The sequence below is a fragment of the Marinimicrobium agarilyticum DSM 16975 genome (assembly GCF_000423345.1).
GTDB classification, from domain to species: domain Bacteria; phylum Pseudomonadota; class Gammaproteobacteria; order Pseudomonadales; family Cellvibrionaceae; genus Marinimicrobium; species Marinimicrobium agarilyticum.
The window spans coordinates 472707-491712 of the sequence record NZ_AUHU01000003.1 but is presented as its reverse complement, the minus strand read 5'-3'; the positions used below and the strand labels follow the sequence as shown (position 1 = coordinate 491712).

At 55.3% G+C, this 19006-nt stretch carries 20 protein-coding genes; 6 read left to right on the top strand and 14 right to left on the bottom strand.

Translation table 11 applies throughout. The annotated features are described in order from the left end of the window. Nucleotides 1–10: 10 nt before the first annotated feature. The 3 genes from G547_RS0102150 to G547_RS0102140 form a co-directional block, all read right to left on the bottom strand. A complete protein-coding gene (locus tag G547_RS0102150; RefSeq protein ID WP_027328432.1) occupies nucleotides 11–616 on the bottom strand; it encodes a hypothetical protein in 606 nt (201 codons plus the stop codon). A 208-nt stretch (nucleotides 617–824) separates the two neighbouring features. After that, nucleotides 825–1715 (bottom strand): competence protein CoiA family protein, encoded by an 891-nt coding sequence (locus tag G547_RS23295; RefSeq protein WP_157209757.1) that lies wholly within the window; start codon nucleotides 1713–1715, stop codon nucleotides 825–827. A gap of 179 nt (nucleotides 1716–1894) precedes the next feature. Continuing rightward, nucleotides 1895–2599, bottom strand: coding sequence for an HNH endonuclease (locus G547_RS0102140; protein ID WP_027328430.1), 705 nt, complete (start codon nucleotides 2597–2599; stop codon nucleotides 1895–1897). A gap of 93 nt (nucleotides 2600–2692) precedes the next feature. Here G547_RS0102140 and G547_RS19700 point away from each other — a divergent pair, with 93 nt between their 5' ends. The 3 genes from G547_RS19700 to G547_RS0102125 all read left to right on the top strand — a co-directional run bounded on the left by G547_RS19700 (nucleotide 2693) and on the right by G547_RS0102125 (nucleotide 3970). Beyond that, entirely contained in the window at nucleotides 2693–3211 is a 519-nt protein-coding gene (locus G547_RS19700) for a pirin family protein (protein WP_051234615.1), read from the top strand. 104 nt (nucleotides 3212–3315) lie between these two features. Next, a complete protein-coding gene (locus G547_RS24010) occupies nucleotides 3316–3654 on the top strand; it encodes a type II toxin-antitoxin system RelE/ParE family toxin (RefSeq protein ID WP_027328429.1) in 339 nt (112 codons plus the stop codon). Continuing rightward, nucleotides 3641–3970: a helix-turn-helix transcriptional regulator gene (locus tag G547_RS0102125; protein ID WP_027328428.1), complete on the top strand. Its 330-nt coding sequence runs from the start codon at nucleotides 3641–3643 to the stop codon at nucleotides 3968–3970. The genes G547_RS24010 and G547_RS0102125 overlap by 14 nt, the downstream gene beginning before the upstream one ends. A gap of 128 nt (nucleotides 3971–4098) precedes the next feature. On the opposite strand, the gene G547_RS0102120 is transcribed toward G547_RS0102125, so the two are convergent. Beyond that, nucleotides 4099–5217: a Fic family protein gene (locus G547_RS0102120; protein WP_027328427.1), complete on the bottom strand. Its 1119-nt coding sequence runs from the start codon at nucleotides 5215–5217 to the stop codon at nucleotides 4099–4101. 180 nt (nucleotides 5218–5397) lie between these two features. Here G547_RS0102120 and G547_RS0102115 point away from each other — a divergent pair, with 180 nt between their 5' ends. Next, complete coding sequence (locus G547_RS0102115; RefSeq protein ID WP_027328426.1) at nucleotides 5398–6057, top strand: DsbA family oxidoreductase; 660 nt, start codon at nucleotides 5398–5400, stop codon at nucleotides 6055–6057. A 93-nt stretch (nucleotides 6058–6150) separates the two neighbouring features. Here the strand turns inward: G547_RS0102115 and G547_RS19695 are convergent, their stop codons facing one another. The 4 genes from G547_RS19695 to G547_RS0102095 all read right to left on the bottom strand — a co-directional run bounded on the left by G547_RS19695 (nucleotide 6151) and on the right by G547_RS0102095 (nucleotide 12477). Beyond that, a complete protein-coding gene (locus G547_RS19695; RefSeq protein WP_036186432.1) occupies nucleotides 6151–6711 on the bottom strand; it encodes a DUF4377 domain-containing protein in 561 nt (186 codons plus the stop codon). A gap of 121 nt (nucleotides 6712–6832) precedes the next feature. Next, the gene (locus G547_RS19690) at nucleotides 6833–10408 is read right to left on the bottom strand and encodes a PVC-type heme-binding CxxCH protein (protein WP_084645551.1); all 3576 of its coding nucleotides are present in this window, start codon (nucleotides 10406–10408) and stop codon (nucleotides 6833–6835) included. A 46-nt stretch (nucleotides 10409–10454) separates the two neighbouring features. Further along, nucleotides 10455–11585, bottom strand: a complete 1131-nt coding sequence (locus G547_RS0102100) for a Gfo/Idh/MocA family protein (RefSeq protein WP_027328425.1) — start codon at nucleotides 11583–11585, stop codon at nucleotides 10455–10457. A gap of 40 nt (nucleotides 11586–11625) precedes the next feature. After that, on the bottom strand, nucleotides 11626–12477 hold the full coding sequence (locus G547_RS0102095; protein WP_027328424.1) for a sugar phosphate isomerase/epimerase family protein: 852 nt from the start codon (nucleotides 12475–12477) through the stop codon (nucleotides 11626–11628). A 102-nt stretch (nucleotides 12478–12579) separates the two neighbouring features. Here G547_RS0102095 and G547_RS19685 point away from each other — a divergent pair, with 102 nt between their 5' ends. Continuing rightward, on the top strand, nucleotides 12580–13320 hold the full coding sequence (locus tag G547_RS19685; RefSeq protein ID WP_169449417.1) for an AraC family transcriptional regulator: 741 nt from the start codon (nucleotides 12580–12582) through the stop codon (nucleotides 13318–13320). A gap of 69 nt (nucleotides 13321–13389) precedes the next feature. Here G547_RS19685 and G547_RS0102085 read toward each other — a convergent pair whose 3' ends face one another. Both G547_RS0102085 and G547_RS0102080 read right to left on the bottom strand, forming a co-directional pair. Then, nucleotides 13390–13995 (bottom strand): energy transducer TonB, encoded by a 606-nt coding sequence (locus G547_RS0102085; RefSeq protein WP_027328423.1) that lies wholly within the window; start codon nucleotides 13993–13995, stop codon nucleotides 13390–13392. A gap of 171 nt (nucleotides 13996–14166) precedes the next feature. Beyond that, the gene (locus G547_RS0102080; protein WP_027328422.1) at nucleotides 14167–14553 is read right to left on the bottom strand and encodes a tautomerase family protein; all 387 of its coding nucleotides are present in this window, start codon (nucleotides 14551–14553) and stop codon (nucleotides 14167–14169) included. A 372-nt stretch (nucleotides 14554–14925) separates the two neighbouring features. Between G547_RS0102080 and G547_RS0102075 the strand changes: the two genes are divergently transcribed. Then, nucleotides 14926–15933 carry an NAD-dependent epimerase/dehydratase family protein gene (locus tag G547_RS0102075; RefSeq protein WP_027328421.1) on the top strand — a complete coding sequence of 336 codons (1008 nt, stop codon included), beginning with the start codon at nucleotides 14926–14928 and terminating at the stop codon, nucleotides 15931–15933. 176 nt (nucleotides 15934–16109) lie between these two features. On the opposite strand, the gene G547_RS22435 is transcribed toward G547_RS0102075, so the two are convergent. From G547_RS22435 to G547_RS22430, 4 genes are all read right to left on the bottom strand, one after another. Then, entirely contained in the window at nucleotides 16110–16529 is a 420-nt protein-coding gene (locus G547_RS22435) for a hypothetical protein (protein ID WP_051234608.1), read from the bottom strand. 59 nt (nucleotides 16530–16588) lie between these two features. Further along, a complete protein-coding gene (locus G547_RS0102065; RefSeq protein WP_027328420.1) occupies nucleotides 16589–16975 on the bottom strand; it encodes a tautomerase family protein in 387 nt (128 codons plus the stop codon). Nucleotides 16976–17313: 338 nt separating this feature from the next. After that, on the bottom strand, nucleotides 17314–17664 hold the full coding sequence (locus G547_RS23290) for a hypothetical protein (protein WP_157209756.1): 351 nt from the start codon (nucleotides 17662–17664) through the stop codon (nucleotides 17314–17316). A gap of 483 nt (nucleotides 17665–18147) precedes the next feature. Further along, nucleotides 18148–18927 carry an META domain-containing protein gene (locus tag G547_RS22430; protein WP_051234606.1) on the bottom strand — a complete coding sequence of 260 codons (780 nt, stop codon included), beginning with the start codon at nucleotides 18925–18927 and terminating at the stop codon, nucleotides 18148–18150. Nucleotides 18928–19006 lie beyond the last annotated feature (79 nt).

Here is a 19006-nt window from a genome sequence, read left to right as displayed (position 1 = left end):
AAAGTTGGTTTTAGAACGGCTTAATAGTGGAAAGTACGTCTTTGACGTCTTCTCCCTTCAGACCGTAAAAGTCCAGCATTGTCCAGGACGTTGACTCCTTCCCAGATACCACATAGGCCTTGTATTTATCGTCTGCTTCAGAATAGAGGTAAATCGTAATGGTTTCACGGGTGTAACGCACTGTCTCGTCACCGCTCATCGCATCAACCTTTATTGACCGAATGACATGCCGTTCGGCCCGACTTAGGCTGTTCGGTAAAGAACTGAACTTTTCCATTAAAGATAGGCTTAGGAGCGAATAGGCGGAAAGCTCACTATTCTCCAAGCCAAAATCGCTTACTGATAAAGTCGATGCGGCGATTTTCGTGTCGTCAGGGAAGATGATAAACAGCATATCCTGCTGATGAACAAGCTTCTTGGGGGGGCTACCGACATGAAACGATAAGTGACTGTTGGTTACGACTTCGACTCCGCCCGAGGCACCGTTAGGCAGTGGTTGTTCGGAGGCCTGTCGCTCGCATGCGGGCTGATCGCACTCAGTAATATAAGGCAACGGGGTCAAGGCGCAAGCCTGCAGGAAAATGGCAAGGCCAATCACAAAAGAGGGATACTTCACTTGAATCTCCTTTCAATAGCTGCGTGAACCTTAATTCGTATTGAACAAGACTGTCAAATCCAGATTTTGGGACAACTGACTATTTGTGACCTCAATCACAAAAATCCGTTGACACCCATTTCCCCCATACCCCGGACACTGATAAATGAGGGAGTTGGGATCACATCAGACAGCAGTATGTCACCAAAACTCTAGCTTGGTGGGCTGGTCAATCAATTTCTCTGGCATAGAGATGGCTGTTTTGGCACTTGGGGCAACGAGGCGCGCTTGGGACATCATGTATCCACTCAACACCACAGATAACGCACTGATAGTGCTTTGGATCGCTCTCGCACCGCTCGCCTATCGGTTCGGGGAGAGGATTGCGACGACGAATAGGGGCTCCAACTGAACCCACATAAAACGTTGGCTTGACGCATTGATGATTTCGCCTGGCTTTTTCGAGCTTTGACAGGGTTTTAGGGTGAAACGCCCATGCCTTTACCCCGTCACGCAAGATAAAATCCAGAACAGCCTCTGAGAAACGAAGGTTACGGTCTCTTTTAAAGGATGATATAGAGAAGCTATCGCAATCTAAGGTTAAAAGAGCGACTTTATCCGCCTGCAACTTATTTGTGTTCGGCGAGACAGGCGGCTTTCCTTTGTACACCAGATCAAGGAGAAGCGTATAACCTCCCACCTCTAGCATTAAATCAGCGTGATGACCGTAAACGTTCACATGGGCCTCGGCTTGATCAATTGTGTTTATCGCACCGAGGCTAACCTGAACCTTGTCCGATCCACCGCAAGAGGAGCAGTAGAGGCTATCCTTCAACGGTGGTGTCTCGAGTATTTTTCCTGCCAGCTCGGTCGTTATTTCACGCGCCATCATTGCGACCGCTAGCGCGGAGTTAAACGGACAGTCCTCTTCTGGCTTGGTACCATATCGGCGCGAATCGTGAGCAAAATGATAACGTTTGACCTTTGGGTGTCGAGACAATAAAGGGGCTCTACAACCGGGGCATAGACAATTGCAGGCGCGCCCACTGGGCGCGTCTTCAGGCTCTATAATTTCGCCCGTTTCCAAGTGAATTCCAAAAGGAATTAAAAGCTCGTTCATGGAACACTCCCTTTGCTCCCATCTAGGTCACGACTGAAGCCAGCTTCTGCACGTAGGTCTCATCTTCCCCCCGAAAAAGGATATTCCAACTTTCCAAAAGGGCCTTGGTGAAGCGACTAGGGCCGCATTGATTTTGTGTGAGACTTAATACGCCAACCCATGAGCCAGCGAGCAGGCAACTAAGAATGACGATATACCCTCTCTCGATGGAACTTCATATATTCACCATGCATCGGACGAAGCTGTACACTCATGGCGGGCGACACAGGTAGTAGCTCGGGGCTTTCTAGCTGAGGCGAAATAATGATGCCGCCGCTTTCGCCAAACGTTATCAGCCCGGAATCAAAAGCTCTGTCCAGAGTCGGCAACAGTAGCAGTCCGTTGTACCGATCAAGCCTCTCTGCATTCGTTGCGACACACCATGGCTTGATGTGGGAGGCAACCAACATCACTGGATCGTTGTAACCGGTCACTGAGCAGCCACCCCAAAACGATATTAGCCTCTGGCGAAAAACGCCCTGGCCAATGCGGCTTTTGATGAGATTGCTCTTTTCGGTGGCTGAGACGCTGTCTTCCGAAAGGATGGAGTCGATATCGGCTTCAACGTCATTGTCGAACTTCTCGGATAAATACTCCGCGTATTTATTAAGCGCGCTGTTGTACATATTGTGACCACGCTCGTTCCGTTCCCGATATATCGGGAGGTCCCTCAACGCCGAGGCAATGGTCTCGAATTGGCCGTGATTCTGGATCGATGTGAGGGGGCCTTCTATAAGGCCTCCGTCCATTGCCCATTCGGACATAGGCCCCTTAATAGCACCGTCATATTTTTTGATGGAAGAGGGTGAAAGCCCCCTAAGCCGCATCCAGCCTTCAAATGTCATAAGCGTGGCCGCCAATCATTGAGTGACCCGACAAGCTTCCGGGCAATATGTCGATAAAATCGATAATAATCGACATGGTAGTATGATATGTCGATGGCGTCGACACGAGCATGGGCAGGTCCTTCTGGGGCGCCGCGATACAACCTGGGACAGTCGGCGGGTTACCAGGGCATTACCGATGCGCAAATTCCCAGCGTGTCGCTACCCGATGGCGCGGGCCGGGTACGGGTGATCGCCGGGCGCTATGGCGACGCCACCGGCCCGGCGAGGACGTTCTCGCCCATGAATGTCTGGGACATTCGCCTGAGCGCGGGTGCGGCAACGCCCTTTACCCTGCCAGAAGGTTGGACCGCCAGCGTTGTGGTGCTGCATGGTACCGTGCAGGTGAACGGCCAGGAAGTCGCCCGCGAGGCGGATCTGGTGACGCTGGACGCCAGCGGTACGGAGGTGTTTCTGGAGGCCAACAGCGATGCGGTGGTGTTGCTGCTCAGTGGCGAGCCGATCGACGAGCCGGTTGTCGGCTACGGGCCGTTTGTGATGAACACGGAGGAGGAGATTCGCCAGGCCATGCGGGATTTTCAGAGCGGGAATTTTGGGCAGATTGCTGATTGACGTTGGTGGAGACCTCTCGGAATATAGTCCCAGGCGCACGGGCTCGCAAGCAACGCGGGCGCCACGCATTGACAATATGCCATATCTGACATATATTTACCGTCATGAGCCCAAAGGACAAGCCACTGGTATGGCTACACGGACACGTCAAATCGCCTCCCTTCTCGGCAGCAGCCAGAATAGAGGCAGGTTTTCTAATGCGAGAGCTACAACGCGGTGTCGCGCTTACCATGCCGCACTCAAGGCCAATGCCATCGATTGGCCGACATACTCATGCGCTCCGAATTACCGATGAAGACAAGATATGGCGAATTGTTTACCGCATTGACGCTGACGCAATCATTATCGCCGAAGTGTTCAAGAAGAAGACCGGCAAGACCCCCAAATCGGTTATCGACCTATGTAAGACCAGATTCAGGATGTACGACGATGCGTGCCGATAAACGCAAAAAACTCGAAGCCGCTGGCTGGACCGTCGGAGATGCACAGGATTTCCTGGAGTTGTCGCCGGACGAGTCCGCCTATATCGAAATGAAACTGGCCCTCGGTCACTCGTTAAAGGCCCGGCGTAGCCAACAACACTTGAGTCAAGTGGAGTTGGCCAAACGGGTAAAATCCAGCCAATCCCGGATTGCCAAGATGGAAGCTGGCGACCCCAGCGTTTCTATTGATCTGCTGGTGAAATCGTTGCTGGCGCTGGGTGCCTCGCCGGAGGAAGTTGCTCGGGCAATTTATTCTGGTAACTCCCAAGCCGCTTGAGATGTTTACGGTTCACCCAGATCGACCACACGAATCTATAAATACGCGTAGTTGATGCCCCCATCAGATGGCACTAGCAGAGTCGGTACGCGGAGGCTGTCGGGTTACACGCTTTGCGCTAACCCGACCTACTTGGGCCGTATCGCCAACGTGTACCGCGTACTACGCCCACCACCCGGCATTTTCTCCAGACAGCCTTTTTCCAATAGCTCAGTCAGATCACGGGTGGCGGTGGCCTTACTCACTTTGGCCAGAGACTGGTATTTGCGGGCATTGATTCCCTGGGCGAACTCGTCTCCTGCGGTATCCAGCAAACGACTCAGAACCTTGATCTGCCGTTCATTCAGTACGGTGGTGGCATGGCGTTGCCAGAATCTGGTTTTGGACAGCACCCGGTCGACGCGAAAGAGTGCCTGCTCTAAAGCCTCCTCCAGCGTATCCAGAAACCACGTCAACCAGGGCGTTATATCGAGTTCGCCACGCTGGCTTTGTTCAAGCTGGGCGTAATAAGCATTGCGGCGAGTCATGATGGCGGCGCTCAAGGAGTAGAACCGCACTGACTGTCGCTCGGCCTGGGCCAGTGCTCTGTCGGTAACCGCACGAGCAATTCGTCCGTTACCGTCATCAAAAGGGTGCAGGGTGATCAGCCACAGGTGTGCAATACCAGCGCGCAGTAACAAGTTTAGACTGCCCGGCGGCTCGTTGAACCACTGAAGAAATTGCTTCAGTTCAGTATCCAGCCCTTTCCGCGGTGGCGCTTCAAAATGGATTTTGGGGCGATCAACACGGCCGGATACGACCTGCATTGGCGCTTCGCCGCGCAAGGCCCCCACCCGAATATCGGCCAACAGCCCCGGGCCTTTCGGGAAGAGCATCGCCTGCCATCGGCACAGCTGCTCGAGAGTGAGGGCTTCACCGGGCTTGCGAGTGGCTTCCAGCAATAGCTCGACCAGCGACTCGGATTCGGGGGTCGGCCTACCAACGAGACCAGCCTGCTTCACTCCCAACTGCCGAGCGACTGAAGAACGCACAGAGCCCACATCCAGGTGCTCACCTTCGATTTCGCTGGTACGGATAGCGCTCTGGATAAGCGCATCCATTTCCACTTCCAGGTCGGCCTGTTCGGGCGCGGCCTCGGTCCGGCCCAGCAAACGACCCTGCAACAGGCGCAAATAATCCAGTCGGGGACGAAGGCGTGTCTCGTCCCAGTAAAAATGGGGCCAGTCTGGATGCTGCCAGATGTACATGAGCCGTTTACCACACTCTATTGGATCATAATTTGAGCCGATTATGGCTGATATTCGGCTCAAAGGCCAGTTGCCCTTGCCCTCGAAGCCCAAGATTCACCCCTTAGCAATGCTCCATGAGCGGTCATACTCGTAGACCACCTTTGATACACTCGCAGAACACTTGGCCCGGAGTACCCCATGAAGCACCTACATATCGATATCGTATCCGACATTGCCTGCCCCTGGTGTGCCATCGGCTACGCGCGGCTGGATCAGGCGAAACGGGCGCTGTCGGGTGAGATTGAGTTTACCGAGCAGTGGCGGGCCTTTGAGCTGAACCCGGACGACAACGCCGAGCCCGAGCCGATTCTGCCGGCACTGGCACGCAAGTACGGCCGGCCGGAGGAGGAGATGCGGGCCGCTCAGGCGAACATGATGGACATCGCCAAGTCCCTGGGGCTCAACTTTGAGAAAATGCAGGAGCGCTATACCTGCAATACCTTTGACGCCCACCGGCTGGTCAAGTGGGCCGCCACTCATGACAAAGCCACCTTTCTGAAAAAGGCGCTGTTCGAGGCCTATTTCGGGCGGGCGGAGGATGTCTCCAAGACCGGGGTGTTGCTCGGCTGCGCCAAAGCCGCCGGGCTGGATTCGGCCGAAGCCCAGCGGGTTCTGGAAAGCGATGAATTCGCTCAGGCGGTCATGGACGAAGAGCGCGCCTATCAAAGCGCCGGTGTCACGTCGGTGCCAGGCTTTGTCGTTAACGAGAAGTACCTGATTTCAGGCGCGCAAGAAGCTGATACGTTGGTAGAGGCGTTTCGGAATATGGCGCTAGAGCTCGACAGCCAAGCGCCGTAGCGTTCGGTAGAGGGTAGGCTGGGGGCATAAACGCCCCCCCGCCTTTGGCGAGTCTACTCCGATTGCGTTTATGAACGGCTGGGGAGTTCCCCTTTACTCCCAATCAATCAACCGGATCTCGCCGTTGCCGCGGTACTCCATGGTGACGTTCACCATGCCGCCTGTATCGTTGATAGCAACAAGGTCGTCGCACACTTCAGTGTCCTGGCACTGGAAGGGTTTACCGATCATCTCGTACTGGCCGTCAACCCGTTCGAAGGTGTGGTCAAGCAGAAAAATGCCGGTCAGCTCGTAGCGAGTGCCTTCCGGGTCTTCGGTCTCTGATTCGATCTCCACCAGTTCATGCCGGACCGAGGAACCATCGGCCACGAGCTCTTCCTCGGGAATGGACTCGCGCCGGACTTGCAGTGTGTACTGGTGGCCCCACTGGTGGTCAAACCCGATAATTCCTCCGTAGAACAAAGACGCACTCTCCTCATCCTCCGCTCTCACGATCAGGCAGAGAAACTGTCCCTCCCCCACGCAGGCCTGTCGATAGGGCTCCACTTCAAACCGCACCAGCTCAGCTTCAGGCGCCGGCTCTGTGGCCGAGTCACTGCCGCAGGCGGTGAGCAAGGCAAACGATAAGAGTAGCGGTAATATTAAGCGGTTCATCAGTACACTCCTTCAGTCCATTTCGATGTTGGCCAAGTATACCCATGAGGGAAGACCCATGTCCTGAATGCCGCCCTACCGTAACCTTCGGTAGGGCGGACAAGTCCAGCGGATTTTAAACCTATTCTTCGTCTTCGCCCTCCAGAGTACGAATGTAGGCCACCACGTCCCGCAGCGCTTCCTCGTCCGGCAGCATATTGGCGAAGGTCGCCATTTGCTGACCAGCGGGGTCACGCGGGTCGCCGCCGCGGGCACCGGAGCGATAGTTCTTCAACTGGGTGAGTAAGTACCAGTCCGCCTGGCCAGCCAGCGCTGGTGCGCCCAACTCGCGATTGCCCTGCCCCTGAGCTCCGTGACAGGAGGCGCAGGTGGCGTAATGCTGGGCGCCCAGCTCGGCGTTGCCTTCCACCGTTGCGGGCTGCTCTTTGCGTTCCAGACTTTCCAGGTAGCGCGCCAGGTTGGAGATGGCCCCGTTCGGCTGAGCCTCAGCTTTCAGGAAGTCCAAAGCTGCCCGCATGGAAATGCCATTGGGATCGCGGAAGTGGGTACCGCGCACCCCCGCGTGGAACTTCTGGAGTTGGGTTTGTGCGTACCAGTTTTCAATGCCCGCCAAGGGCGGCGCTGCCTGAGCGCGATCGCCCACGGCATTGCCGCCGTGACAGCCTGCGCAGTGTTGCTGATACAGAGTTTCACCTCTGGAGGCGCTGCCCCACTGCCAGACCTGTGGCTCAAACACATTCTGCGCGTGATATTCAGCGTACTCCGCCTCATCCACACGAGCGAAGTCGAGCCCCAGCCCTGAGGAACGTAGCTTCAAAGCCATCTGTGATTCGGTGTCCACCTGCTCCACCAGCGCTTGAAACGCCTTCAGCTCCGAATCACTGGGCTCGGTTCCTCGATCGCGCCAGACATCCAATACCGCCAGGCTCATCAGCGCCAGCCGTTCGGAAGGCAAACCGTCCCAGCTTCGCAGCGTTTCGGTCAGGTCGTCCGCGTCGGCGGCTAGAACACGTTTGGCCACCAGATACTCAGGCGTCTGCTCGTGGCTTTCAAAGTTTTTCAGAAGATCGCCCTCGACGGTAACGTCGACATCGTTCAGCGCTTCCCAGTAATAAGCATCATGACTCAGGGCCGCCAGCGTAAATGCCTGGGCCGACCACTGATCAACCGGGAGCTCTGTGCGCATGCTCAGCAACTGCTCCGCCGCCTGCTTTGAGGGGGCTTGCTCAGCGATGGCCAGTAACGCCCACAGGCGCGCGCGCGGATCTTCATCGTCCAGGGACTGAGCCGCCAACATCAGGTCGGCGGGTGTACCGTTTTCGACCAAAGCCTGTACCGCATTTTTGCGGGTAGCGCCCGAGGGGTGACCCAATGCGCTTTGAATCACGTCCAGCGCGTCACCGGAGGTCGAGGTGAAGGCACCCAGGCCGTGCAATGTCCAGATGGCGTGAATGGAGGCAACGTCCAGCCCCAACGCATCACGCCGGGGGTCGCCGGTCAGAATGGCCCGCAACGCCGGGACAGCATCGGCCCGCTCTTCGGTCACCAGTTTGCGCTGGGCGGTCATGCGCCAGAACATATTGTCGTTGGACAGTGTTTCCACCAGTGTGGCGGTGTCGGCGTTGCTCAGGTCCAGCGGCTGGTACTCGGGCGCCTCTTTCGCCACCAGGCGATAAATCCGGCCGCGTTGGCGGTCACGCAGTGGGTTGATGTGGGCGTTGCCGCTGCCTTCCTCGGCATCAAAGCCCGCTGACTCTTTGGTGGGAATGGGGTTGTGCTGGATGATGAAGTTGTACCAGTCGGCCACCCACAGTTGGCCGTCGGGCCCGACTTCCATGTGCACCGGAGAAAACCATTCATCCGTACTGGTGATGATCGAGCCGCGGTTTTTTGCCTGGTAACCGACGCTGTTGTCCTTCGCTTCAATAAAGAATTGACCCAATAGATGCGCTGTGGGCTCGCCCATAAAGGCGCCACGGTTCCAGAATTTTTCGGGGAAAGCGCGCGCGGTGTAGATATTCAACCCGGCCCCGGCGGTGTAGCGGCCGTGGTAATCCACTTGCAGAAAATTGTAAGTAGAGGGGAAGATGTTCGGGAAGTCTTCAATCTGCGCCGCCATCTGCGGTGGCACTTCCTCGTGCTTACCGTAGACATAGTTGCGCCAAAGGGGAACGTGAAAAACCGGGGCGTTATTGGCGGTGGAGCCAAATACTTCGAACTCTTCACTGAAAGCCAGGCCCCAGGTGTTGTTGTTGAATTGACCGACGGGTTCGAGGTTGCTGCCGTCGAAATCCATCCGGTAGATGCCATTCTGGAAAGACTCGCCGTTTTCGTTTTCCGGCGCCTCGGAATAGCCCACCGCGCCCCAGAGGTGGTTATCGTGGCCGTATTGCAGGTTGGAGGGGCCAGCGTGAGTATCGCGGGTTCCCCAGCCCGAATTGAGCACTTTGCGCACGTCGGCTTTGCCGTCGCCGGTGGTGTCTTTGAGGAACAGAAAGTCCGGTGCCTGCGAGACCACGAAGCCGCCGTCATAGGCCGTGATGCCGGTGGGAACGCTCAGACCATCGGCGAAGACTTTACAGTGGTCAGCCCGGCCATCCCGATCGACATCCTCACACATGCTGATACGGTCATTTCCCTCACCGCCGTCCTTTCGGTTGTTTGGGTAGTCAACGGACTCCACCACAAACAGACGGCCCTTCTCATCCCAGGTAAACGCCATGGGGTTGACGATGTCCGGCTCGCTGACAAACAGCTGCAACTCAAAGCCTTCCGGCACCATGGTCAGCGCCATGGAGTCTTCCACGCTGAACGCTTTCTGGAATTTCGGAGCGGGCTCAATGCGACGGTAGTTGGGAATAGTGCCCTCTTCGCGGTAGGTCGCCTCCGGCAGCGTTTCGACGAGCGCGCGGTTGGCTTCACGCTTTTCTTCACCGACCGCCCAGAGAATGCCACCAATCAGCAGGTCATGAAATTCCGGCTGGCCCCAGGTTCTCTCATCGTGACCGTAAGCGGTATAGAATACCCGGCCCTCACCCTGCTCGCGTGTCCAGGTCCAGGGCTCTTCTTCGCGCTGCATCAATACGGTGCGGCCCTCTTCATTGTGATCGCTGTGAACGTAGGTCTCATCCCAGGTTTCAAAGGTGTCAAAACCCTTCATGATCGGATGATCTTCCTGCCCCGGCACGATGGTCGCGGTGAACTCACCGGTGCCGTGGCTCTGGAAGCGCCCGCCAACCAGGTCAACGAACGCATCGGAGTGACCGAAGCAGGCGCTGGCGCTGTGCACCGGTAAGAAAGCCCCGCCCTCTTCCACAAAACGCAGCAGGGCCGCTTCCCGCTCGGGCGAGAGCTCCGCGTAATTGGCGTAAAGCATGACGGCATCAACATTCGCCAAGCCTTCATCGTTCAAGCGCTCGAGATCTTCGACGTACTCCATAAAGATCTTTTCGCGGCCAAGCGACTGATTGAACAGCGGTGCATTGCGGTATGACATGTGAATGCCGGCACCTTCGCGGTGGCCGTGACCGATAAACAACAGATTGATAACGCCGTCTTGATCACTGCCCGTCGCAGTGCCGCCCTTTGATTCGTGTTCGGAGTTGGAACAGGCAACGAGCAATGACCCGATCAAGGCCAGAACCACGGTAGAAACGCGGGGCCACCGAACGGCCCCTCTGTATTGGGTTATTTTCATAATATTATCGCTATTGTGAGTGTGCCGTTTTGGAGTGAGGCGAGCCTCACTCCAGGGTAAATGCTGGCATGGCCTTGACTTCACCGCCGGCAAGCGCCGATTCGTGCGCGAGAATACCCACACAGGTGATGTTGGCCGACTCCACCACGTTGGGATAGGCGTTATAGCCCTCCAGCACGGCGCGGATGAAATTGTGTACCAGATGCGGGTGCGAGCCGCCGTGACCACCCCCCTGGGTGAAGCTCAGGTGCTCGTGCTCTTCATCGTATACACCCTGGCCGGTAAAGGAGCGGATTTCCTCCGGCAGCAAGTGGGCGTAATCCGGCACTTTGACCTTCTCCGGTACGTCCGGTTCGGGCTTACCCCGCGTGTGCATGACCGGATCTTCACCCTCGATTAACGGCCACTCATAGGATTTCTCCGAACCGTACACATCGAAGCTTTCGCGGTACTGGCGAGCGGTGTCGTAGAGCGAGCGGTAAATGCGGGCGCCCACGTCCGAGTCCTGCATCTGGATGTGACAGGATTCAATAGCGAAGGGCGAGCCGTAAATTTTGGCGAACTCATCGCGAATCTTGCCCGAGCCGATGCACTGCACCTGGCTGGCCAGCTTGCGCTGCAGGCCCAGTACCGGGCCGACGCAGTGAGTGGCGTAGTGCATGGGCGGCATGCCTTCCCAGTAGCTGGGCCAGCCGTCCATGTCCTGCTGGTGGCTCGCCTGCAGGAACTGAATGCGGCCCAGGTCACCGCGGTCGTACATTTCTTTGACGAACAGATATTCGCGGCTGTAGACGACGGTTTCCATCATCATGTAAACCTTGCCGCTCGCCTTGGTGGCTTTCACGATGCGCTCGCAATCTTCCACGCTGGTGGCCATGGGTACGGTGCAGGCAACGTGTTTGCCCGCCTCCAGCGCCATAATGCTGTGCTTGGCATGGTCACCAATCGGGGTATTGATGTGTACCGCGTCCACATTGGGGTCGGCCAGCATGTCTTCGTAGGTGCTGTAGCGTCCGCTCGCGGGCACGTCGAACTTGTCGGCCAGCTCGTTCAGGCTGTCTGTGTTGCGCTGGCACAGAGCCACTACTTCCGCGTTCGGGTGTGCCTGGTAAATGGGGATAAACTCCGCCCCAAAGCCCAGTCCAACCAGTCCTACTCGCAATTTGTTATTCGCCATGGTTCCTCCTCGTCGGGAATGTCTCAATTAATCATCATTATTAGCCCTGCGCCCACCAACGGCGCAGAAAATCCAGCCCCTTGCGGGCAAATTCGTCTTGTGTGGGAGCAAACCGCCGCCAGATGCACACCGCCTCGGCCAGGCTTGAAGCATCGGGGGAGAAGCTCTCGATCGACAGTTTGCCGTTGTAGCCCACGGCCCGCAGGCCTTCGCGCAGCCCGGCCCAGTCGCTGTTGCCCTCTCCGGGGACGCCGCGGTGACTGTCAGACACCTGCACGTGAACCAACCGCTCACCCGCCTGCCTGATCGCCTCGCGAAAGTCAGTTTCCTCGATGTTCATGTGGAAGCTGTCCAGGGCAATGGCCAGGTGTGGGCTGTTCACATCCGCGAGCATGCGGTTCGCATCCTCAACAGTGCAGACCATGTCGGTTTCAAAGCGATTGAGCGGCTCGAGCCCCAGGCGAATGCCCCGCTCGCCGGCGGTTTGGGACAGCTGCGCCAGACTGGCGACCGAGCGTTCCCACTCAGCCGTGCGCAAGGCTTCGGTGGATAGCCGGGGTTTGGCCACGGGGGCGTAGAGCGGTCCGACCAGGACGCCGGAGTCCAGGCCCTCGGCCAGCGTCAGGCAGGATTCAAAGTAGTTGAGGGCTTTCTGGCGTATGGCCGGATCCTCGGCACTCAGGTCCCGATCCCCCACCACAGCGGTGCAGACCACGGCCTCCAGCCCCAGGTCTCGCAGCACAGGGCGCAGCTTATCTGCTGCGATATGCTCTGGATCCTCGACCGGAAGCTCAACGAAATCAAAGCCCAGACCGGCTATTTTCTGCAGTAACTCCACCTGGTCGCTGGTAAAGGGCGAGGTCCACAGCCATGTGCTGGCGCCAAATTGCATTGTATTACTCCCAATTCATTAAATTTATCACTTGGGCTCATGCTAGCGCTAAAGGGAAGAGGTGGCTTGTACCTTGTCGTAAAAAAATTGTATTATTTCGACATGAAGCAACTCGACACGTGGCTGGCTCAACTCGACCCCCGATACTCGGCCGGGCGTATTTTCGAGTATATGCCCAACGTGCTCTACTTCGTCAAAGACCGTGATGGCCATATCATGACAGGCAACCAGGCGTTCGCGGAACGCTGCGGCTGCTCTTCTGCCGAGGAGCTCCATGGCCGACGGGATGACACGCTCTTTCCGCTCTATATGGTCGAGAAATTCCGGCGGGACGACGCGGCCGTATTTCAGTCCGCCGCCCCACTGCATGACCTTATCGAGCTGTTTCCCACCCGCGAAGGTTTGCCCGAGTGGTGCGTCACTCACAAAGTACCGCTGTTTGATCACCAGGGTGATGTGGTGGGGTTGTGCGGCATTGTCCAAAGCTATGAGCGCATGCACGACCACCCCGAACGCCCCATTTTCAAAGTGGTGGAATACATTCGCTCCCACTACTCAGAGCGCCTGAGCATTCCCGACATCGCCCAACACTTCGGGTTTTCTCAACGACAGCTGGAGCGCCGGTTTGTGGAAACGTTCGGGGCAAGCCCGCGAGAATATATTATTCGTCTACGCATCCTGATCGCCTGTGAGCACCTGCGCAACGGCAAAGCACCGGTTTCCGAAGTGGCTCTGGATTGCGGCTTCTACGACCATAGCAGCTTCATTCGCCACTTCAAGCGGATGCTCGGCGTCACGCCGCTGGCTTACCGAAAGCGTCAAAGCAGCCAGTTCGGCCACTAGTCGAGTGCTGTCATGGAGCCAAAGAGCGGACCGGGCCAGCTTTCAGCCGGGCCCGCAGGAAAGGAAAGCCTAATCGAGCTCAAAGACAAATCGATTTTTTACTCCGTGCACTTCGACGGCCGTGCCATCCTGGACGCGCGGCTGATACTTGAACTGTTCAGCCGCCGCAATGGCAGCGCGATCGAATACCGAAGTGGCTTTTCCGTCTTTGGTGATAGCCTCCAGAACCACGATATTGCGAGTTCTTCCGGTTTCCGTCACGGTGTATGAGACCGTCACAAACCCTTCCAGCCCTCTGGTCAACGCCACGCGCGGATACTGGGGTGCCACTTTGACAATGGGCATCAAATCGCCACCGGTGTAATCAATAAGCCGGGGATCGGTATTCTGGGCTTGTGGCACACCAATATTGATATCGGTAACGGTCGCGACACGGGTATCCGGTAGCGGTTCAACAATCGGCTCCGGTTGGCTTGCCGGGGGATCCGGCCGCACGGCAGGGTCTGGGTACATAACCTCCAACTCTGTTTTCGGCATCACCACGGATTCGATGGTTGGCCGATCGGTAACAAGCGGGACTTCGAAATCGGTGTTGATCAGGGAGTACATCAGTAACAGAAGACCGGCCGTCGTGACGACAGCCATGGGAGGGGCACAGATCTGGGACGCTCTCATACGCTTTTCTCCTTGGACAAACCGTAAATGAAATCATTATCACTTACAGCTTAAGCGTAGTTCGGCGCCCCTCAGGCTGCAAAGACGAAATCGGAATATTCAGATTTGGTCAGGGTTCTTTTTGCTATGAAAACAACAGCCTACCTTGACCATCGCCCGCTACTTGTTCGACTAGACGTTGACTTTATACTTCAAGTCTTTCGCCTCGTCCCCTGTCATTCCCCGGAAGCCCCACTGGTGCGGTTGCTGCTCCTTGATCGTAATTTCAACATCTATTGGAGCCAGGGATAGTTGCGACTGAAGCTCTTTAAACAGCGATTTGATAAGAGCTTTCTGTGTCTCCGGCTTTCGGCCCGCCATCATGTTAATCTCAATCACCGTATAAGCGTCGCTTCTGCCGCCAGGGTAATAGAAGTCCTCCGGCTCCAATGGGATAAACCTGTGGGCGCGTTTATCTTCCGGCATTCCCAAGACTGACTGCATACACCCATGAATGACATCGGACAGGCTCGATTTTATTGGGTTTAATCGTTCTTTTATTCCATAAATTACAATCATTTAACCTCCTTCAATATTTGCAGCGACTCTTTCATAGCCTATCGCCTTGTAATGTAAAAGTGACTTCATACTGGCGTTCCCCACGAGCGTCGCAGGGCGTATGACTTCACTAATACTCAATATGCTCAATTATACACATGCCGTCGTGATGACCGCCATGGCAAGGACACAGATCTGGAGCGCTCTCATCCGCCTTCCCCGCGGAAAAGACGCAACTTAAGCCATTAGCACTTACGGTCTACGCGTAGTTTGGTGCCCCTTTAGTCTGAAAGGTACACTTGTCCCAGATTTTCAATCCAAGAGAGTTTCCTGCACACTCAGCACTGCATGATTATTCACAATCATTAAATTAATGTTTCAGGAGCCAGGCGAATGAAAGTACTGTTTATTGGCGGCACCGGGCAGATCAGTACGGCGGTGTCCCAATTATTGGTGGATGAGGGCGTGGAGCTCTACCTGCTCAATCGCGGAAACCGAAACGATTGTGCGCCCGACGGCGCCAGAGTGCTTAAGGGGGATATCAATAACCGCTCCGAGATCAAGTCCCTACTGAAGGACCGGTACTTTGATGTGGTGGTCAATTGGATTGCCTTTCATCCCGACGACATTGAACGGGACATTGAGTACTTTACCGGCAAAACCGACCAATATATTTTTATTAGCACAGTGGCGACCTACCAGAGACCGCCGGCCTATTACGTGCTGGATGAATCGACACCGCAGTACAACCCGGTGTGGGACTATGCCACCGACAAAATAGCCTGTGAGCAGACGCTGCTGGCCGCGTTCCGCACGCATGGCTTTCCCGCAACCATTGTCCGGCCGTCGCAAACCTACGGCGATGGCAGCATCCCGTTTGCCGTCAACAGCGCTACGCACCCCTGGACGCTGGTGGACCGAATTGCCAGAGGCAAGAAAGTGATCGTCCCCGGCGACGGCAGCTCCCTCTGGTGCGTTACCCATAACACCGACTTTGCCAAGGGCTTTATCGGCCTGTTGGGGCACAGCCAAACCCGGGGGCACGCGTTTCACATCACCTCCGATGAAGTGAAAACCTGGGATCAGTACCTTGCGGAGTTGGGCAGTGCGGTGGGCGTCAAAGCCAAGCCCATTCACATGACCACAGAGTGTATTTCACGCTTCCTACCCGAATTCGAAGGCCCTTTGCGCGGCGATGCGAGCAACAGCTTCGTGCTGGATAACACCAAAATCAAAACCTTTGTGCCGGGCTATCGGGCAACCACGCGTTTTGAACAGGGGATTCGCCAGTCGGTAGCCTATTATAAACGCCACCCGGAGCGGCAAACCATTGATGAGCCACTCAATGCCCGAATGGATCATGCCATCAACGCCTATGAGCGGTTTTTGGCGAGCCTTTAGCAAGTAAGCTCAGCGTAATGCGGCGGCGGTCAGGTTCCGCTAAAGTTTCAGCCATACATACTGGCAGATGGCGGTGCAGGAGGTGTTTTGTGAGGAGCACCCTCTGAAGGAGATCCGGGGAACCACCCACACCAGACAGTAAAGGCTGTTGTTTTCATAGCAAACGAGGAAACTTGCTACTCGCCACCGTTGCATTCAATAAGCTCGTAGCCTACCTCGCCCTGAACGCCAGCGTCGTAATTCGTGGTGACCTCACCAATTCGGTCGACGCTTTTGTACCCCAAAGGCTCCGCATCCACCAAATTATTCCGATGGATCAGGTGGACATTGATTCTGCCCGTAGGAGCACCGCACACCTCAGGCCACGCCAGTCCCGTAATTTGCCCGCAGGAAGAGGAAATGACATCCACCCCGCCTGAAATCAGGGTTTGCGCGCTTTGCTGCAATGTCTCATTTTCGGGGTGATCGCAACTCCGGAAAAGATCAGTATCATAAACGTAGACCGAATGCCGGTCGGAGGAGTCAGAGCTATCCCCTGAACATGCAGACAGCACTGTCACCAGCATTGCACCGTATAAATATTTCATCACAATCATTGCTCCTCACTATACCTTCAGCGCCAACCCTGATAGGGGGCGCCGCTCTGATTACTGGGCTACACGTTGACTTTATACTTCAAGTCGTTCGCCTCATCCCCTGTCATTCCCCGGAAGCCCCACTGGTGCGGCTGCTGCTCCTTGATCGTAATTTCAACATCTATTGGCGCCAGGGATAGCTGCGAATCAAGCTCTTTAAACAGTGATTTGATAAGAGCTTTCTGCGTCTCCGGTTTTCGGCCCGCCATCATGTTAATCTCAATTACGGTATAAGCGTCGCTCCTGCCGCCTGGGTAATAGAAATCCTCCGGCTCCAATGGGATAAACCTGTGGGCACGTTTATCTTCCGGCATTCCCAAGACTGATCGCATACACCCATGAATGACATCCGACAGGTTCGACTTTATGGGATTTAGCCGTTCTTTTATTCCATAAATTACTATCACTCGACCTCCTTCAATGGCAACTGGTTTGAACCGCCGCCGCAAAACAACGAGCTCTCATTCAGGAGTTTTATAGCGCTGCCATGGCACGACCTATTGTAACCCCTGATGCAAACAAGAAAATTCCAGCTCCAATTACCCCAAGAACGATGAGAGCGCGCTTTTCGTTAGCATCAGCGGTAGACCACCAGTTCTGCAGTGATTCTTTCATAACCTACCCCCCTGGAGCGTAAATTTGGCGTCATACATAACCAAGAAAACCACGACCGAGCGCAGCAACCTCCAAGCCTCACAGCAACGAGTAACTGTTTGTATCATACGATCTAACTTCTTGTTAAAAATCACACTCCACGCAGACCGAAAGCCGGAAGATAAAGTGCAATCGCTGCCAAAGGCAACAGTAACATGAGTGAAACACTGAAAGTGCACGAAACGATTAACACGGGTTTTAGCCTGAGAAGAATGTTGCTTGCTGCGACAAGAACACAAAGACCTGACAGCCAAATATAAAAATACCGAGCATTTATGACGACGTCAGTCAGCAATGGAAGATCTGTACCAAATGATTCAAATGTTTTACTAAAAGCTGGAATCGCTAGCGACACAAGTATAGGCACGACAGCTCCAACAGCAGCCAATATTGATGAAACAGCCACCCACCCTTTAGATACCTTTCTTCTTTTATTATCCATTCCAGTCATCCCTCCTTTTGGTTTTTAACGTCCTGAAAAAATATATCCCGATAACATAACTTTATTTACCAAGCGGCCCAACCGGGGCAGAAAGCACGCCCCCAGAAAACACGCGTTTACTAGTATTCAACGTACTCGATTATACAGTTTCCGGAAATTTCCTTTAATTTTCCGTCACGCTTATCTACAAAGTAATAACCGTCACTATTCGCTTCACTATTTATTTTCCGGTGCTTTCGCCCTAAAAAATAAGAGTATCCCCTGAGTAGCACTTTATCTTTGCAGCTCCACCAAATGCTGAAATTTTGGCTTGAGAACCATCGGTACACCCTAGAATTGTGACCTGTAGAATAACTACAACCATCCATACCACTGGCTTCATATTTACCTCCTTTATCAAAAAATCATCCACTTAACACTAACAGAATGCGCGATCAGCAGGACGCAACCTATGGCTTCTTTCCCGGCGAACACTCTTTTATATCACTCGACAGTTCCGCTTTTGTAAGCTTTTAATGCTTTGCCCTCGCCCCCCTCCAGGTGCAACGCTCCCGTTTTATCAAGACGAAAACGCGTCACATTGGCCAAGGTCTCGAGCACTTTTTGCTCCTGTTGCATCAACGCCGGGGCGCAGGCCATTCGGGTTTGCGACAGCTGTTCGATGCGAAGCCCCTGTCCCGTCAGTTGGTAGCGGCCGTTGTAGCGGTTACAGCTGGCCAGGCCCTGAACGTTCCCGTTCTCAGTGAAGTTAAGGGTAATGCGGCTGCTATCGATGATGCCCTGGCCGTTGATGTCTTCCACAACCCACTCCGGCCCGACAAGCAAGGCGCGGGGGTCACCGGCACAGCCATTGAGGGTTGCTTCGTCGGCGAGGGTGACTGTGGCGGTGTAGGGATAAGGCATACCGCTCATGCTGTCCTCGCAATAGTCGCGGGTCAGCTCAAAAACCAGGGTTTGGCCGTCATTGCGGGTCAGGTAACGGGCGCCGTTGGCAGTCGATTCCGGCTCCGGGGTCGGGGCGCTGAACTGCTTTTGGCCGTACTGGTAATCAAGGGTGAGGGTCGACTGGCTCATGTTCAACAGCCAGCCCGGCTCCTGCCCTCGTGCGGTGAGGGGTAGTTGCGGCAGCTCTTGCGATTCGCATACATCCGAACCGCCAGCGCAGCTGCGGGCTTGGACGTCTCCCGGTGATTCGGGCTCGGTCTGGCAGGCGCCCAACGCCAGGGCTGCGGTCAAGGCCGTCATGGCTCGCCATATCATCATGATATTTTCCCTCCTATGATTCGAGCGTCAGTATAGCCCCATGAAATCTTCCGCCGCAATGCGGCGAAGGCTGCTCCGA

Bases quoted from the DNA above. Each gene is read 5' to 3' on its own strand.
- G547_RS23295 (WP_157209757.1), bottom strand. From the start codon at position 1,715: ATGAACGAGCTTTTAATTCCTTTTGGAATTCACTTGGAAACGGGCGAA.
- G547_RS0102140 (WP_027328430.1), bottom strand. From the start codon at position 2,599: ATGACATTTGAAGGCTGGATGCGGCTTAGGGGGCTTTCACCCTCTTCC.
- G547_RS19700 (WP_051234615.1), top strand. From the start codon at position 2,693: ATGGCGTCGACACGAGCATGGGCAGGTCCTTCTGGGGCGCCGCGATAC.
- G547_RS24010 (WP_027328429.1), top strand. From the start codon at position 3,316: ATGAGCCCAAAGGACAAGCCACTGGTATGGCTACACGGACACGTCAAA.
- G547_RS0102125 (WP_027328428.1), top strand. From the start codon at position 3,641: ATGCGTGCCGATAAACGCAAAAAACTCGAAGCCGCTGGCTGGACCGTC.
- G547_RS0102120 (WP_027328427.1), bottom strand. From the start codon at position 5,217: ATGTACATCTGGCAGCATCCAGACTGGCCCCATTTTTACTGGGACGAG.
- G547_RS0102115 (WP_027328426.1), top strand. From the start codon at position 5,398: ATGAAGCACCTACATATCGATATCGTATCCGACATTGCCTGCCCCTGG.
- G547_RS19695 (WP_036186432.1), bottom strand. From the start codon at position 6,711: ATGAACCGCTTAATATTACCGCTACTCTTATCGTTTGCCTTGCTCACC.
- G547_RS19690 (WP_084645551.1), bottom strand. From the start codon at position 10,408: ATGAAAATAACCCAATACAGAGGGGCCGTTCGGTGGCCCCGCGTTTCT.
- G547_RS0102100 (WP_027328425.1), bottom strand. From the start codon at position 11,585: ATGGCGAATAACAAATTGCGAGTAGGACTGGTTGGACTGGGCTTTGGG.
- G547_RS0102095 (WP_027328424.1), bottom strand. From the start codon at position 12,477: ATGCAATTTGGCGCCAGCACATGGCTGTGGACCTCGCCCTTTACCAGC.
- G547_RS19685 (WP_169449417.1), top strand. From the start codon at position 12,580: ATGAAGCAACTCGACACGTGGCTGGCTCAACTCGACCCCCGATACTCG.
- G547_RS0102085 (WP_027328423.1), bottom strand. From the start codon at position 13,995: ATGAGAGCGTCCCAGATCTGTGCCCCTCCCATGGCTGTCGTCACGACG.
- G547_RS0102080 (WP_027328422.1), bottom strand. From the start codon at position 14,553: ATGATTGTAATTTATGGAATAAAAGAACGATTAAACCCAATAAAATCG.
- G547_RS0102075 (WP_027328421.1), top strand. From the start codon at position 14,926: ATGAAAGTACTGTTTATTGGCGGCACCGGGCAGATCAGTACGGCGGTG.
- G547_RS22435 (WP_051234608.1), bottom strand. From the start codon at position 16,529: ATGATTGTGATGAAATATTTATACGGTGCAATGCTGGTGACAGTGCTG.
- G547_RS23290 (WP_157209756.1), bottom strand. From the start codon at position 17,664: ATGGATAATAAAAGAAGAAAGGTATCTAAAGGGTGGGTGGCTGTTTCA.
- G547_RS22430 (WP_051234606.1), bottom strand. From the start codon at position 18,927: ATGATGATATGGCGAGCCATGACGGCCTTGACCGCAGCCCTGGCGTTG.